The 14254-nt window shown below is 42.9% G+C and carries 16 protein-coding genes, 1 rRNA gene and 1 other annotated feature; all 17 genes read left to right on the top strand.

All coding sequences use genetic code 11. The features are described from left to right. The first annotated feature begins 63 nt into the window (after nt 1-63). Nucleotides 64-726, top strand: coding sequence for a septum site-determining protein MinC (gene minC / locus KJS58_RS19870; RefSeq protein WP_213535169.1), 663 nt, complete (start codon nt 64-66; stop codon nt 724-726). A gap of 5 nt (nt 727-731) precedes the next feature. Further along, nucleotides 732-1526, top strand: a complete 795-nt coding sequence (minD, locus tag KJS58_RS19865; RefSeq protein ID WP_213535168.1) for a septum site-determining protein MinD — start codon at nt 732-734, stop codon at nt 1524-1526. 18 nt (nt 1527-1544) lie between these two features. Next, nucleotides 1545-1709 (top strand): hypothetical protein, encoded by a 165-nt coding sequence (locus KJS58_RS19860; protein ID WP_213535167.1) that lies wholly within the window; start codon nt 1545-1547, stop codon nt 1707-1709. Between the two features lie 123 nt (nt 1710-1832). Continuing rightward, the gene (locus KJS58_RS19855) at nt 1833-2729 is read left to right on the top strand and encodes a M23 family metallopeptidase (RefSeq protein ID WP_213535165.1); all 897 of its coding nucleotides are present in this window, start codon (nt 1833-1835) and stop codon (nt 2727-2729) included. Beyond that, entirely contained in the window at nt 2722-3576 is an 855-nt protein-coding gene (locus tag KJS58_RS19850) for a M50 family metallopeptidase (protein ID WP_213535164.1), read from the top strand. The genes KJS58_RS19855 and KJS58_RS19850 overlap by 8 nt, the downstream gene beginning before the upstream one ends. 67 nt (nt 3577-3643) lie before the next feature. Further along, nucleotides 3644-4834 carry an Rne/Rng family ribonuclease gene (locus KJS58_RS19845; protein WP_213535163.1) on the top strand — a complete coding sequence of 397 codons (1191 nt, stop codon included), beginning with the start codon at nt 3644-3646 and terminating at the stop codon, nt 4832-4834. A 76-nt stretch (nt 4835-4910) separates the two neighbouring features. Further along, nucleotides 4911-4998, top strand: a sequence feature (ribosomal protein L21 leader region). Between the two features lie 13 nt (nt 4999-5011). Further along, on the top strand, nt 5012-5323 hold the full coding sequence (gene rplU, locus KJS58_RS19840) for a 50S ribosomal protein L21 (RefSeq protein WP_160036361.1): 312 nt from the start codon (nt 5012-5014) through the stop codon (nt 5321-5323). Nucleotides 5324-5335: 12 nt separating this feature from the next. Next, entirely contained in the window at nt 5336-5668 is a 333-nt protein-coding gene (locus KJS58_RS19835) for a ribosomal-processing cysteine protease Prp (RefSeq protein WP_160036362.1), read from the top strand. Nucleotides 5669-5686: 18 nt separating this feature from the next. Then, nucleotides 5687-5998, top strand: coding sequence for a 50S ribosomal protein L27 (gene rpmA / locus KJS58_RS19830; protein ID WP_191802270.1), 312 nt, complete (start codon nt 5687-5689; stop codon nt 5996-5998). Nucleotides 5999-6288: 290 nt separating this feature from the next. Beyond that, on the top strand, nt 6289-6888 hold the full coding sequence (locus KJS58_RS19825) for a Spo0B domain-containing protein (RefSeq protein WP_249717676.1): 600 nt from the start codon (nt 6289-6291) through the stop codon (nt 6886-6888). Between the two features lie 13 nt (nt 6889-6901). Then, a complete protein-coding gene (gene obgE, locus KJS58_RS19820; RefSeq protein WP_213535161.1) occupies nt 6902-8212 on the top strand; it encodes a GTPase ObgE in 1311 nt (436 codons plus the stop codon). Nucleotides 8213-8363: 151 nt separating this feature from the next. After that, nucleotides 8364-8801 (top strand): ACT domain-containing protein, encoded by a 438-nt coding sequence (locus tag KJS58_RS19815; protein ID WP_213535160.1) that lies wholly within the window; start codon nt 8364-8366, stop codon nt 8799-8801. Nucleotides 8802-8839: 38 nt separating this feature from the next. Next, entirely contained in the window at nt 8840-10126 is a 1287-nt protein-coding gene (locus KJS58_RS19810) for a homoserine dehydrogenase (RefSeq protein WP_213535158.1), read from the top strand. 38 nt (nt 10127-10164) lie between these two features. After that, the gene (gene thrB, locus KJS58_RS19805) at nt 10165-11127 is read left to right on the top strand and encodes a homoserine kinase (protein WP_213535157.1); all 963 of its coding nucleotides are present in this window, start codon (nt 10165-10167) and stop codon (nt 11125-11127) included. After that, nucleotides 11124-11996 (top strand): prephenate dehydratase, encoded by an 873-nt coding sequence (pheA, locus tag KJS58_RS19800; RefSeq protein WP_213535155.1) that lies wholly within the window; start codon nt 11124-11126, stop codon nt 11994-11996. Before thrB ends, pheA begins: the two co-directional genes overlap by 4 nt. A 227-nt stretch (nt 11997-12223) precedes the next feature. Then, entirely contained in the window at nt 12224-13810 is a 1587-nt protein-coding gene (locus KJS58_RS19795; protein ID WP_213535154.1) for a LysM peptidoglycan-binding domain-containing protein, read from the top strand. Nucleotides 13811-14193: 383 nt separating this feature from the next. Next, nucleotides 14194-14254 (top strand): 16S ribosomal RNA (locus KJS58_RS19790); the annotation flags it as partial.

Raw genomic sequence — 14254 nt, 5'->3', positions numbered from 1 at the left:
TGCAGGGAAAAGAAGGAACTGCTGCGCTTCGGCACGAATGTTTGAGATGGGAGGGACAGGCTTATGACAGTAAAATCGAATCATGTGATGATTAAAGGCATCAAGGATGGCCTGGTTTTTCTGATGGATGACGAGTGTGATTTAGAAGAGCTACTGAGTGAATTGCGATATAAACTGGAACACAGCCATCAAAATATATTGTCTGGTCCCATTATTCATGTCGATGTCAAATTAGGTTCGCGTGTCGTAACTGAAGATCAGAAAGATGCCATTCTTCAAATTTTGAAAAAGAAAGGTAATCTACTGATTCGTTCCATTGAGTCTCCGGATGCTAAGAATGACCCTAACGATGCGAAAGCGATCACGACCATCACCGGAATTATTCGGTCTGGTCAAGTTTTACATCATGAGGGTAACCTTCTATTACTTGGAGACGTAAATCCAGGCGGGACAGTCAGCTGTACGGGTCACATATTTATTATGGGTGCGCTGCGCGGGATGGCTCATGCTGGAAGCACCGGTGATGAAGAAGCGATCATTAGCGCGGCACATTTTGCTCCGACTCAACTGCGAATTGCAGAGGTTATCAGCCGTCCTCCGGACGAATGGGAGAAGCGTGAAGCGGGAATGGAGTTTGCTTACTTGCAGAACGGACAAATGCAGATCGACAAGACGAGTAATATCGTTCGTTTGCACCGTGATTTTAACGCGTTTAAAGGGGTGTAGCATACATGGGAGAGGCGATTGTTGTCACTTCAGGGAAAGGCGGCGTTGGAAAAACAACGACTTCCGCCAACATAGGCACCGCACTTGCCTTACTCGGCAAGAAGGTATGTCTGGTAGATACAGATATCGGACTTCGCAACCTAGATGTTGTTATGGGCCTTGAAAATCGGATTATATATGATCTGGTAGATGTGGCTGAGGGCCGGTGTAGATTAGGTCAAGCTTTAGTCAAAGACAAGCGCTTTGATGAACTATATATGCTTCCTGCTGCACAGACCAAAGATAAAAATTCGATATCCCCCGATCAGGTAAAAGATATCGTGTTAGAACTGAAAAAAGATTTTGAATATGTCATTATCGATTGCCCGGCTGGAATTGAGCAAGGATTCAAAAATGCGATTGCAGGAGCAGATCAGGCGATTGTAGTAACCACTCCGGAGAATGCGGCTGTACGTGATGCGGATAGGGTTATCGGACTGCTTGAAAGTTCGCATGTGAAATCTCCTAAACTCGTGGTCAATCGAATTCGTAATAATATGGTCAAATCAGGCGATATGCTAGATATTGATAGTATTCTTCAAGTGTTAAACATTGACCTTATTGGAATTGTTCCTGATGATGAGCTTGTGATTAGAGCAGCTAACTCAGGTGAACCAACGGTTATGAATCCTGATTCGCAGGCGGCTATGGCGTATCGTAATATAGCAAGACGTATTCTTGGTGATACGGTCCCGCTTATGTTGCTTGAACAGAAAAAAGGTGTGTTTACACGCTTCAAGAAATTTTTTGGGATGGGTTAATTTAATGTATCTGCACAAATGAAACAGCTGAACTTATGTTTAAATGTTTCTTCTGATGTTGTTCATCTTCGTGAGTACTTAAATATCGTGCTGTATTTACGGGATTGGTCTATTTTTGATCGTTCTCGTATTTTTGTCGGCACTGAAATAAATGGAATAAAAGCTAGGTTAGCGAATGATTAAGAGGCATTGGAGCTTATAAGCTCCAGTGCCTTTTTTTGATATAAAAAGAAGGCTTGTTCATATTCATCTGTTCCTGCTCATAAAATCAAATAGTGGAAGTATACCTCACTAGGAGGACTGAGTATGGATATCAAACAAAATATAAAAGAACGAAGAAAAGAACGCATTAGGGAGCTTCTTGAATCCGAGACAAGCCATCTGGAAAAGAATTTGCTGGGGTTAGAATTAACAGGGCAAGGATTGCAGCAGAAACAGCAGCCTATAGAACAGCCGACCGATCGGCTTTACCCATATGAGCGAACAGATCAAGCAGAGGAAGAGCGGGACCCGGAAGTTCTATGGAAACAGGGATACCGAGGCTGGGGAGAACTTCCTGAAGAAACTCCTCCTGTCCGTCCTGGTCGATTTAGGAGAGGGTTTGTAAAAAGGCTTGCAGTCAGTGTGATATTGTTTGGGGCAGTCATGGGGGCATTCAAGTGGGATGTTTCTTTTCTACAGCCAGCCAAACTGTTTATTGCTGACAGTCTCCATCGAGAGATGGATTTTTCTTCTGCTGCTGTGTGGTATACAGATCATTTTGGCGGGGCTCCTTCTTTTCTTCCAATCTTTCAAAATGATGATCCATCCCCGCTGAAAGTTTCCGCCTCGCGCAAATATATGACCCCGATACAGGGGACCATTGCGCAGCCGTTTGCGATTACGATGAAAGGGATTGAGATTGTTCCCGATTCGAATGGGGGAGGAATTCAGCAAGTACAAAGTATGGATGCAGGACGGGTCCTTGAAGTGAGTAGCAGTCCCGAGGTGGGAACTACGGTAGTCATTCAGCACACAGCGACACTTACTGGTATCTATGGTCGTCTGGAAGAAACCAAGTTAACCGTCGGTTCTTGGGTTGAAGAGGGAGATCTCATAGGTCAAATCCCGGCAAGTACTTCGGAACAGGATCAAACTTTCTATTTTGCACTTAAAGAAGGAGACACCTATATTGATCCGACGGAAGTGATATCATTTGATTAATGTGATGGGTGTTCAGCTGTCCATGCATCCGGTATTCGTTCTCCTAATGATGCTGTCCGTTGCCACGGGACAGTTTATTGAACTCATCACTTTATTTGTGATTGTGTTTATTCATGAATTAGGACATGCATCAGCAGCAGCACTTCTCGGTATTCAGGTAAGGTCTATTCAAATACTTCCGTTTGGCGGCGTTGCTGTCATTGAGGACAGAGGTGATTTGACGGCGGCAAAAGAAATCCTCATTTCACTAGCCGGACCTCTTCAGAATGTAATTATGATGGGAGCAGCAGCAGGAATGCTCAGCTTACACTGGTGGGATGGGGAGTTTTTGATTTATTTTATTCAGGCAAATGCAATCATTGCCTTGTTTAATCTTCTACCTATTCTTCCGCTCGATGGAGGGAAAATCGCTCAAGCTTTGATCAGCTTATTTCTTCCTTATTACAAAACACTGATTGTTACTTACAGGCTCAGCATTGTAGCTAGTGTCGTCATGATTATCATCTCGTTGTCTCCATTCTTAATGAAGGAGTCAGGGAAAATAGAGTTAAACATTCTGCTTATGGGATGTTTTTTACTATATTCGGGGATCGAAGATTACCGCAACATACCTTACCGATTTATGCGATTTTTAGTTAATAGGGATAAGTTGTTTGCTTATCATCTATCATCTGCTAGTCTTGCACAGCCAATAATTTCAATACCTGCGAAACCTTTAGATACAATCTTGCGTTTATTTAAGAGAGAGAAATATCATATGATCTATGTCATGAATGCTAGGGGCAAAATCATAGGTGTTCTGCCGGAACAGCGCATTATTGAGTCATATTTCAAGAAAAAGGGGTAATTCACAAAATAAGTGAGCGCGCAATTACTATTATTTTCTTTTTTTAAAAGTCTCTAGAGGTGAAGCCATGAAACAAATGATTGTACACTGCCAACCGAACATAACGCAAATGGCACTTTTGGAGAGAGGCAAGGTAGTTGAGTACGCAGCAGAACGGACAGGGGAACGTGGATTACTCGGTTCTTTTTTTAAAGGACGGGTCGTCAATGTATTACCAGGTATGCAAGCTGCCTTTGTGGATATTGGCCAGAAAAAAAACGCCTTTTTATACATTGATGATGTATTGCACCCGCATTTGGATAAGCAGCCCGAGGTAAAACCTTCGATTACGGAACTGCTTCACGTTGGTCAGGAGATCATCGTGCAGGTCTTCAAAGAACCCGTAGGAGGTAAGGGGCCAAGGGTAACGACACATTACGCACTCCCTGGACGCTATATTGTATACATGCCGCTCGCTGGATACGTCGCTGTTTCCAAAAGAATTGCAAAAGAAAGTGAACGAAACCGGTTAAAGACAATGAGTGAAAAGTGCAGAACAGAGAAAGAGGGCATGATCATTCGCACCGTATCGGAATCGGAAAGTTTAGAATCCATTGATGGCGATTTGATTCAGCTCCGTAAACAATGGGAAAGAATTCAGTTCAAAGCAGAGACGAGTAACGCTCCGCGTTTGCTCCATCGGGACTTAAGTATTGTGCAGCGATTTATACGTGACAGCTATACAGAAGGCGGCGATGAATTTGTCATCGACGATGAGCAGAGAGCTAAAGAGGCTGCAGCATATTTTTTGGAAATGGTGTATAGTGAAATTCCGAAAATTCATGTCTATCACGGGAATCAAACTGTGTTTGACGCTTACGGAGTCCAAGAACAGCTTGAGAAAGATTTTAAGCGGAAAGTTTGGCTGGGCGGTGGAGGGTATGTGGTTATCGATCATACGGAAGCTCTCACCGTAATTGATGTCAATACAGGAAAGTATATTGGTGGACGAAATCTTGAGGAGACGGTAACCGCAACGAACCTCCAAGCCGCAGTGGAGATCGCTAGGCTTATTCGTCTTCGGGATATCGGTGGAATTATTATTATTGATTTTATTGATATGGAGAAGGAAGAAAACCGTAGTAGTGTCTTACAGACACTTGAGGTAGAAATTAAGAAAGATCGAACAAAATCCGTAGTCATCGGATGGACAAGACTTGGTTTACTTGAGTTAACACGCAAAAAAGTAAGAGAAGAAAGCACACTTTTTATCGACTAGAAGGTTTAGAGAAATTATTGATTTTTCTAATTGAATCTGTTACAATCACAAAGTATGTGTTTAGTATTCATTGCTGCACATGCTGCAACCGCTCCGATCAGGTTGAAGTACTACACTCCGTATGGACGTGCAGTCACCTGGATTAGGCGAGTCTGAGACATGAGGAGGTGCAAGCAAATGTACGCAATTATTGAAACTGGTGGTAAACAATACAAAGTTCAAGAAGGCGATGTTCTTTTCATCGAGAAATTGAACGCAGCTGATGGTGAAACTGTAACGTTTGACCGTGTTTTGGCTGTTTCCAGTGAAAATGGTTTGACTGCAGGTACACCGGTAGTAGCCGGCGCAACTGTAACAGCGACTGTTGAAAAACATGGCAAAGGTCAAAAGGTTGTTATCTACAAATACAAACCTAAAAAGAACTACCGTGTAAAACAAGGTCATCGTCAACCTTACACTAAAGTAACAATCGGCAAAATCCAAGCGTAAGAAGGTGGAACAGTGATTACTGTACACATTTTTCGTCTTAGTGATGGCAGTATTCGTGGTTTTTCAGTGAAGGGCCATGCGAATTATGCAAAAGCCGGTGAAGATATTGTATGTGCGGGTGTATCTGCCGTAACCGTGGGTGCCGTGAATTCAATTGAGGCCCTTACAGGTGTTCAACTTGATGCGGAAATGGAGCATGGTTTTCTAAGTGCTTATCTTCCTTCCGGAATTCAAGACAATATCTATCCTCAGGTACAGCTGCTGCTTGAATCACTTGTGGTAATGCTGAATTCGATTGTCGATTCATACGGTGAGTATATTCAGATAAAGCAGCACAATAACTAAAGAAGGAGGTAGACTACAATGTTAAAATTGGATCTTCAGTTATTCGCATCCAAAAAAGGGGTAGGTTCCACAAAGAACGGTCGTGATTCCCAGTCTAAACGTCTTGGTGTTAAACGTGCAGACGGTCAGACAGTTAGTGGTGGTAGCATCCTTGTTCGTCAACGTGGAACGAAAATTCATCCAGGTACGAACGTAGGTATCGGTAAAGATGATACTTTGTTTGCGAAAGTGGAAGGCGTTGTTAAATTTGAACGTTTGGGCCGCGATCGCAAAAAAGTGAGCGTCTACCCTGTTGATGTTGCTCCTGTAGCAGCTGCAGTAGAAGCGTAATAAGGCATTTAAGCCTAAGGAGCCTTCGGCATGTTTGCCGAAGGCTTTTTTTATACCGTGTAACTGTCTGATAACATTGTGTGTGATATACTGCCTGTATAGCCTGAAGATCAAGGCTAACAAGATTTGATGAACGGGGAGAAGTTATGAATTCCTGGAAAAAAGTTCCCTATGCGGCCTTAACCTCAATTCTAATTCCGTTAGTAGTGGTAATCATCTCGAAGAGTTTGATTTCGTGTTTGTTGCTTAGCATATGGATCATTGGCGTCTTTGTATTCATTTGTAAAAGGATGGACAAACAACTAGAGGAACAGCGCAGGCATATTACACAGAGGATGGAGAATGCTGCCATAGCAACATTAAACCATCACAGACATGACTGGATGAATGATCTGCAAGTATTGTATGGATATATTCGTTTAGGTAAAGCTGATAAATCGATACAAGTTGTGGAAAGAATAAAAGAGAGAACTACGGAAGAAAGTAAAATCTCCAAGCTCGGCATATCTTCTCTTGTTTTTTATTTGCAATCGTACAGAACGAGTGGCAGCTCCCTAGAGCTTCATATTGAAGTTGAAGAAGGCTTGCGACTGGACACCTTGATTTCTCCCGAGGACGGTGAGATATTGACAGGGGCGATTGCAGATACGGTCAGAGCTTATCAATTCAGTAGCCGATCGTCTTGGGGAGAGATCCGCAAGCTGATGATACTTTTTCATCAGGATCAAGGTGATATCATCGTGCGTTTCGAAGGAGAGAAGGTATCGCCTGAGACCGAAGCGTGGAGTAATTTGTTTACTATAAAGCAAGGTATTAAAGTAAAAGTCAAAGCGGAACAGACAACGGAAGAGCATGCATTATTTCAGTTTCGTGTGACTTGCGGTATATGAGGAAGGAGCAGTTATGTTTGTAGATAAAGCGAAGATATATGTAAAAGGCGGCGATGGAGGAGACGGTCTTGTCTCTTTTAGACGTGAGAAGTATGTACCAGAGGGCGGACCTGCAGGCGGCGATGGAGGAAGAGGCGGCAGTGTTATTTTCCGGGTTGATGAAGGTCTTAGAACACTCATGGACTTTCGTTATCAGCGTCATTTCAAAGCAAAACGCGGAGAAAAAGGCCGTAACAAAAGTCAGCACGGTGCCAATGCAGAAGATATGATTGTTCGAATTCCTCCAGGTACGGTTGTGACGGATGAAGATACCGGGGAAATACTCGCAGACCTGACGCGTCATGGTCAGCAAGTCGTGATTGCTCGCGGGGGCCGCGGAGGACGGGGGAATATCCGTTTTGCAACGCCTAAGAATCCGGCTCCAGAACTTGCGGAGAATGGTGAAGAGGGCGAGGAGCGTTATATTGTTCTAGAGATGAAAGTAATGGCAGATGTAGGGCTGGTAGGATTTCCAAGTGTCGGCAAATCCACTCTGCTATCCGTCGTTTCTGGAGCAAAACCCAAAATCGGAGCATATCATTTTACAACAATTACACCGAATTTAGGTGTGGTTGAAGTAGGAGAAGGACGTAGCTTCGTTATGGCAGATTTGCCTGGTCTAATTGAAGGAGCGAGTGAAGGAGTCGGCTTGGGTCACGAATTTTTAAGACATGTCGAGCGAACTCGCGTCATTATTCATGTCGTGGATATGAGTGGTTCCGAAGGAAGAGATCCTTTTGAAGATTGGGTCAAAATTAATGATGAGCTGCGTCAATATAATGAAAAACTGATGTCGAGACCGCAAATTGTCGCGGCTAACAAGATGGACATGCCTGAATCGGAAGAGAACCTTGCTGCCTTTACGAAGAAAGTCAAAGAAGTTCGTCCAGAGATAGAGATCTTACCGATCTCATCCTTAACAAGACAAGGAATCAAAGAACTTCTCTATAAAGCAGCGGATCTTTTGGATTCTATTCCAGAAGAAATGGTTGTGGAAGAAGTTGCTGAGGTGAATGAGCGTAAAGTCTACAAACTTGAAAAAGCGGAAGATGAAGGGTTTACCATTGTCCGTGAAAATGAGATGTTTGTTGTACACAGTGCTAAAATTGAACGTATGATGAAACGAATGCAGTTGAATTCACATGAGGCCATTATGAAGTTGGCTCGTACTCTCCGTTACATGGGAGTAGATGACGAGCTTCGCAAACGTGGTGCGAAAGATGGTACGATTGTTCGTATTTCTGATTTTGAATTTGAGTTTGTTGAGAGCAGCAGTTACTTTTAACCAACGCTAGAAAGACATAATAAAGCGGGTATCCTTTTAAAGGGTATCCGCTTTTTTTACAATCTTCATTCCATCTGTCTATTGCCCTTTTCGTTACTATCCTATATAATGTCCACTATGTGAATACAATAGTCTTTGAGGAGAGGACGTTTTGAAAGAGCGTTACTACTTAGTTAGGGAAGATATTTTACCAGAAGCTGTCGTAAAGACCATGCAAGTGAAGCAGCTGCTTGCGACAGGTGAAGTGAAAACAGTGCATGAGGCAGCCGAGCGGGTAGGTCTTAGCCGGAGTGCATTTTACAAATATAAGGATGGAATTCATCTCGTTAATCAGCTAGAGAAAGAAAGGATTGTCACCATTTCTATTGACTTGGAGCATGAATCAGGTATGCTTTCTCAAGTACTGTCTTTAGTGGCAGCATGTGGGGGAAATGTACTTACGATACATCAAAGTCTTCCGCTTCAAGGAAGGGCGAACGTCGTAATCTCTGTGGAAATCTCACATGTAACTGAAGAAATCGGCGAAATGTTGGACCAACTTGAAAATTTGCATGGAGTGAAACGTACAAGACTAATCGGCCAGGGTTAGAAGAGAAACACTAAATCGTACATTAGGGGATGAATGATATGAAACCAATTAAAGTAGGTTTGCTTGGTTTAGGGACTGTAGGAACTGGTGTGGTTCGCATCGTGGAAGGGAATCAGGAGGATCTTAGCAGTCAGGTTGGTTCACCGATTGTGATCGAGAAGATTTCTGTTAAAAATACAGAAAAAGCCCGTAATATCAATGTAGATTCCGATAAATTAACAGAAGATCCCTGGGAAGTGATTCGTCATCCGGATATTGACGTCATAGTGGAAGTCATGGGCGGAGTGGATCAGACTAAAGAATATATTTTAGAAGCCCTTGAGCGAGGAAAGCATATTGTAACCGCTAATAAAGATCTTATGGCACTTTATGGTTCGGAAATCTTAGCCAAAGCAGCAGAAAAACGTTGCGACGTATATTATGAGGCTAGTGTGGCTGGCGGAATACCAATCATTCGTACGTTAATTGAAGGATTCTCCTCTGATCGTATTACTAAAATTATGGGAATAGTGAATGGAACAACCAATTATATTTTGACAAAAATGAGCCAAGAAGGCGTTTCTTATGAGGAAGTATTAAAAGAAGCACAGGACCTTGGATATGCAGAAGCAGATCCAACTTCTGATGTAGAAGGTCTTGATGCAGCACGCAAGATGGCGATTCTGGCTACACTAGGGTTCCATACGAATGTGGAACTTCGCGACGTATCTGTCTGCGGAATTTCTTCTGTTACAAAAGAGGATATCAGTTATGCACGGCGTCTTGGTTATGAAATGAAGCTGCTTGGTATTGCAGAGCGTCAAGACGACCAAATCGCGATTAGTGTTCAACCGACTATGGTGAAGAAACAGCATCCGATTGCTTCAGTCAATGGAGTGTTCAATGCCGTTTATGTGCATGGAGAAGCTGTTGGAGAGACCATGTTTTACGGAGCAGGAGCAGGAGAAATGCCTACAGCTACTTCTGTTGTAGCTGACCTCGTGTCGATTATCCGTAACATGAGGCTTGGTGTCAGCGGACTGAAAGCAATTGCTCCTTACAAAGAGAAGAGACTGATTAGCGATGAAGAAATTAAGTATAAATATTTCATTTTGCTTCATGTGGACGATAAGGCAGGCGTTCTCGCTCAGATCACTCAAATATTTGCGGAATATAACGTGAGTCTTGCATCGGTCGTACAACAGCCAAATGAACTTAATCCGGATGCAGAGATTATTATCGTGACACATGATGCAAGTAAAGCCAATATGGAGAAAGTACAAAAGCATTTTGAATCGCTTGATGTAATTCGTAAAGTAAAAAGCGTGTACCGCGTAGAAGGCTGAACTCATTAATGGATGACTTGGAAGGGGAATTACTAGTTATGAACAACATCGTAAGAGTGAAGGTCCCGGCCAGCACAGCGAATCTTGGCCCAGGCTTTGATTCTTTGGGAATGGCACTCACCTTGTATTCCTATATAGAGATGCAGCAAGCGGAAGAGACTTGTATCGCTTTGCATGGTGAACACCTGGACGGAATTCCGACGGATAAATCAAACCTAATATATAAAGTAGCACAGCGTGTATTTGAAGAAGCAGGAGTAGAAATTCCGGAACTTTCTATATCTATGTATTCTGAGGTCCCGCTTACACGCGGGCTTGGAAGCAGTGCTTCTGCTATTATCGGCGCCCTTGTAGCTGCAAATGAACTTATTGGCTCTCCTTTATCAAAGGATCGGTTATTTACGTTAGCTACGCAAATAGAGAAACATCCCGACAATGTCGGTGCCTCGCTATTCGGTGGTTTTGTTGCTACAGCTTGGGATGGGGACAATGCTCATTATGTGAAGATTGATCCTCCAAAAGAATTAGAAATTCTAGCAGTGATTCCGCGTTTTCAGCTATCAACAACCAAAGCGCGTGAAGCATTACCCAAAGTTCTTTCCCTTCAGGATGCGGTCTATAACATTAGCAGATCTTCTCTTTTAGTTGGAGCAGTGGCTGCTGGGCGCTATGATTTGCTCGCTTCTGCAATGAGGGATAGGATTCATCAGCCTTATCGTGCAGAACTTGTGCCTGGAATGGCAGAAATTTTGGAACAAGCCCCTCTTAGAGGTGCACTTGGAGCATCGCTTAGTGGAGCAGGACCTACGGTGCTTGCTCTTGTGCATAAGGAGGAAGCTCGGAAGCACGAACTCGAGAACTATATGCTGCAAACGATGAATTCTCATGGTCTTGAGGCAGATACACTATGGCTCCAACCGGATCAAAACGGTGTGCAAATAATAACAAAAATGCACACGGACTCATTTTTGGACATGTTAAAAGGGGAAGTTAAAGCATGAAACGAGTTGCATTATTGCCAGAAGGCACAGTATCCCATGAAGCGCTCGATTTTTTGTTTGGGGACGAGCCCTATGAAGGATATCATTACAAATTGATCTCTGATGTATTTCGGTCCACAGACCGGGGGAATAGTAATTACAGTGTTATCCCGGTGGAGAACACAATAGACGGTTCTGTAAGTTTACATATGGATTGGATGATACATGAAGTGGATATTCCCATGCAATGTGAGTGGGTATACCCTTCTATACAGAATTTGATTGGGGATCAATCCGAGTTTATGAATGACAGAGATGAGATTGACTTCACACGTATTCAAAAAATCATGTCTCATCCCGTAGCAATCCCGCAATGTCTGCAATTTATCCGTACCTATGCACCTCAAGCAGAACTTGAGAGCGTCGGAAGTACGGCTGAAGCAGCGGAGATTGTGAAGAGAAATCCTGGAAAAGGCTGGGTGGCCATTGCTACGCGTCTTGCAGCGCAAAAGCACGGTCTTGATCTAATGGCTGAGCGGGTTACAGATCATGATAATAACTATACTCGGTTTGTGCTGATTGGGCATGATCCTATTCGGTTGGATAGAGAAGCCGATCATATGAAAACCAGTATTTTAGTTACTTCTCCAGAGGATTTCGCAGGGGCGCTTCATCAGGTCTTATCCGCATTTGCTTGGCGCAAATTAAATTTATCACGGATCGAATCCAGACCTACGAAAAAAAGATTGGGTAATTATCATTTTTATATTGATGTACTGGAATCAGTAGATTCTGCATTACTTCCAGCTGCTTTTGCGGAAATCGAGGCGCTCGGTTGCCAAGTGCGTGTACTTGGCTCCTACCCTTGTTACATATACAGGGAAGAATAATTCGGGGTGCAGCCACTTTCTGCATCTCATTAAAAACAGAAGAATGTGTAATTATGTTATATAGCCGCGTTAAACCTCATTTAGCAACGATCTCCCAAGAGGGATTTTTGCTGAATGAGGTTTTTTTTGCGAGAAGTGATGTCAATGTGAAAAGTCCTGCATAGGATGAGAGTAACGAAAGAAAGGGCGAATGTCATGCCTGAAGATTGTAAGGAGGTTATGAACCTGTGAGAATACACATCGTAAAAGAAGGAGATACCCTTTATTTCTTGTCCAAGAAATATAACGTATCGTTAGAGAAAATTATCAGTGCGAACCCGGAAATTGCAAACCCCAATCAACTGACCATTGGTATGAAGGTGAAAATTCCTTCTGCCCCAGTTACGACACATCCGGGTGGATCGATTCTGCATCAGCACAAGGTAGTTCAAGGAGATTCATTATGGAAGCTTTCTAAAGCCTGGGGCGTTTCGCTTCAAGATATGATTGCTTCAAATCCACAGTTAAAGAATCCAAACGCACTGATTGTCGGAGAAACTGTGTTTATTCCATCTGGATCTAGCAGTACACCGAAAGTTACAACAACAGAAATTTTGCAAGAGGGGACTCCGGCCCCACCAGCAACCGGCATCCAAGCGCATACAGGGAAAAAGAATACCGCTCCTATGCCCAATTATCCGCAACTTCCAGAACTTCCAGAGATGCCGGAAATGCCTGTGCTGCCAAAAGCCGAAATAACAAAGCCGAAGCCTCCGAAAGCGGAGATCACTAAACCAAAACCGATTCCGCCAAAAGAGGAAATGACAAAGCCGAAACCAAAACCAGAACCACCAAAAGAAGAAGTTAAAAAACCAATTGAACCTGCTCCTAAACCAGAAGTGAAACCAATAGCTCCTCCACCTTCCAAGCCACTGCCTCTACCCGTACCTAAACCAGAGATGATCAAACCAACACCACTGCCTGTTCCAATACCGCCAATGAAAAAACCAGAGTACGAACCTAAGAAGGAAGAGTATTATTCTAAAAAAGAGGATTGCAACAACGAGTACATGAATCCTTATCAATACCCAGCGTATGATAAAGAAATGTACGGGGGGAATGCAGGATACCAAGGATACCAAAACCCGTATCAACAACCAATGGGATATGTAAATGATAAAAAGCAAGCTTATCCTCAGCCAATGCCGTATACCCAGCAGCCGCAGAGTGTCCAGAATACGTCTTATCAGTCAGGAAAAAGTGGAGAGGTAAGTCAGCAACCACATACCACTTATGAACATGGCGGTTACATTGTAAATTATGCTCTTGTTGATGTTCCTTCATATGGAGGAGATTGCGGATGCGGTCATGCTAAACCATTACCATATAGTTATATGCAAGCAGAAGCGGACTGGAAAGCGGCAACAGCCCAAAATGCTCAGCCTATGCTACATCCACAAGCCTACGGTCACAACCCGCAGTACACGAATTACTTCAGACCGACTGAATACGGAGTTCAGCCGCCCTATTATAATCCTAATTACCAGAATAATTATGAGCAGACGTCTTTCCAAGCAGAGACGATCCAAACTAGTGGCCAAAACGGTGCTGAGTTGCAACAGGAACCATTTGTCGATTTAAACGGACTCAATCAGCTCCCTATATTAGAAGAAGAGAAGGCGATACAGAAAAACAAAGCTGTTAGTAAATCTAATAAAGTGAAAAAAGCGGCAGTATCATCGAATAAACGGAATAAAGCACCAAGCAATAATAGTCAAGCATCAAGACAAGGTAGAGCACGTAAAGAACGGAGAAACCCATGGATTAAACGATAAGAGCCTCAGGAGAAAAGTGGAATTATTCCGCTTTTCTTTTTTTTTATAAAAAAGGGTTGCGTAATTGAAATATCCATGATATATTATAAGTCCTGTCACCGACAGGCGGGAATAAAGAGTAATAGTTTACTAGATTGAAAGAAAAACAAAATCAAAAAAACTATTGACAAGCTTCCTGAGACATGATATTATATAAGAGTTGCTGATGACGAAAGTTGTTAGCGAGATTGATCTTTGAAAACTGAACAACGAGAAGTTTTACGTAAGTAAAACTTATGAGTGAATTAATACAAATTCAATTTGTTGGTCATAACAAGTTGAATAGAGAACTTTAAGTTCTCGTCAGCATTTTCTAAATGAGCTTATCGCTCTTTTCAATAACTTTATTGGAGAGTTTGATCCTGGCTCAGGACGAACGCTGGCGGCGTGCCTAATACATGCAAG

Origin of the sequence: Paenibacillus sp. J45TS6 (genome assembly GCF_018403285.1) — a bacterium.
Classification (GTDB): Bacteria; Bacillota; Bacilli; order Paenibacillales; family Paenibacillaceae; genus Paenibacillus.
Note: the sequence above shows the minus strand (reverse complement) of the source record. Positions and strands in the feature narration are given on the sequence as shown.

Bases quoted from the DNA above. Each gene is read 5' to 3' on its own strand.
- obgE (WP_213535161.1), top strand. From the start codon at position 6,902: ATGTTTGTAGATAAAGCGAAGATATATGTAAAAGGCGGCGATGGAGGA.
- KJS58_RS19855 (WP_213535165.1), top strand. From the start codon at position 1,833: ATGGATATCAAACAAAATATAAAAGAACGAAGAAAAGAACGCATTAGG.
- rpmA (WP_191802270.1), top strand. From the start codon at position 5,687: ATGTTAAAATTGGATCTTCAGTTATTCGCATCCAAAAAAGGGGTAGGT.
- pheA (WP_213535155.1), top strand. From the start codon at position 11,124: ATGAAACGAGTTGCATTATTGCCAGAAGGCACAGTATCCCATGAAGCG.
- KJS58_RS19845 (WP_213535163.1), top strand. From the start codon at position 3,644: ATGAAACAAATGATTGTACACTGCCAACCGAACATAACGCAAATGGCA.
- minC (WP_213535169.1), top strand. From the start codon at position 64: ATGACAGTAAAATCGAATCATGTGATGATTAAAGGCATCAAGGATGGC.
- minD (WP_213535168.1), top strand. From the start codon at position 732: ATGGGAGAGGCGATTGTTGTCACTTCAGGGAAAGGCGGCGTTGGAAAA.
- KJS58_RS19860 (WP_213535167.1), top strand. From the start codon at position 1,545: ATGAAACAGCTGAACTTATGTTTAAATGTTTCTTCTGATGTTGTTCAT.
- KJS58_RS19810 (WP_213535158.1), top strand. From the start codon at position 8,840: ATGAAACCAATTAAAGTAGGTTTGCTTGGTTTAGGGACTGTAGGAACT.
- KJS58_RS19825 (WP_249717676.1), top strand. From the start codon at position 6,289: ATGGACAAACAACTAGAGGAACAGCGCAGGCATATTACACAGAGGATG.
- rplU (WP_160036361.1), top strand. From the start codon at position 5,012: ATGTACGCAATTATTGAAACTGGTGGTAAACAATACAAAGTTCAAGAA.
- thrB (WP_213535157.1), top strand. From the start codon at position 10,165: ATGAACAACATCGTAAGAGTGAAGGTCCCGGCCAGCACAGCGAATCTT.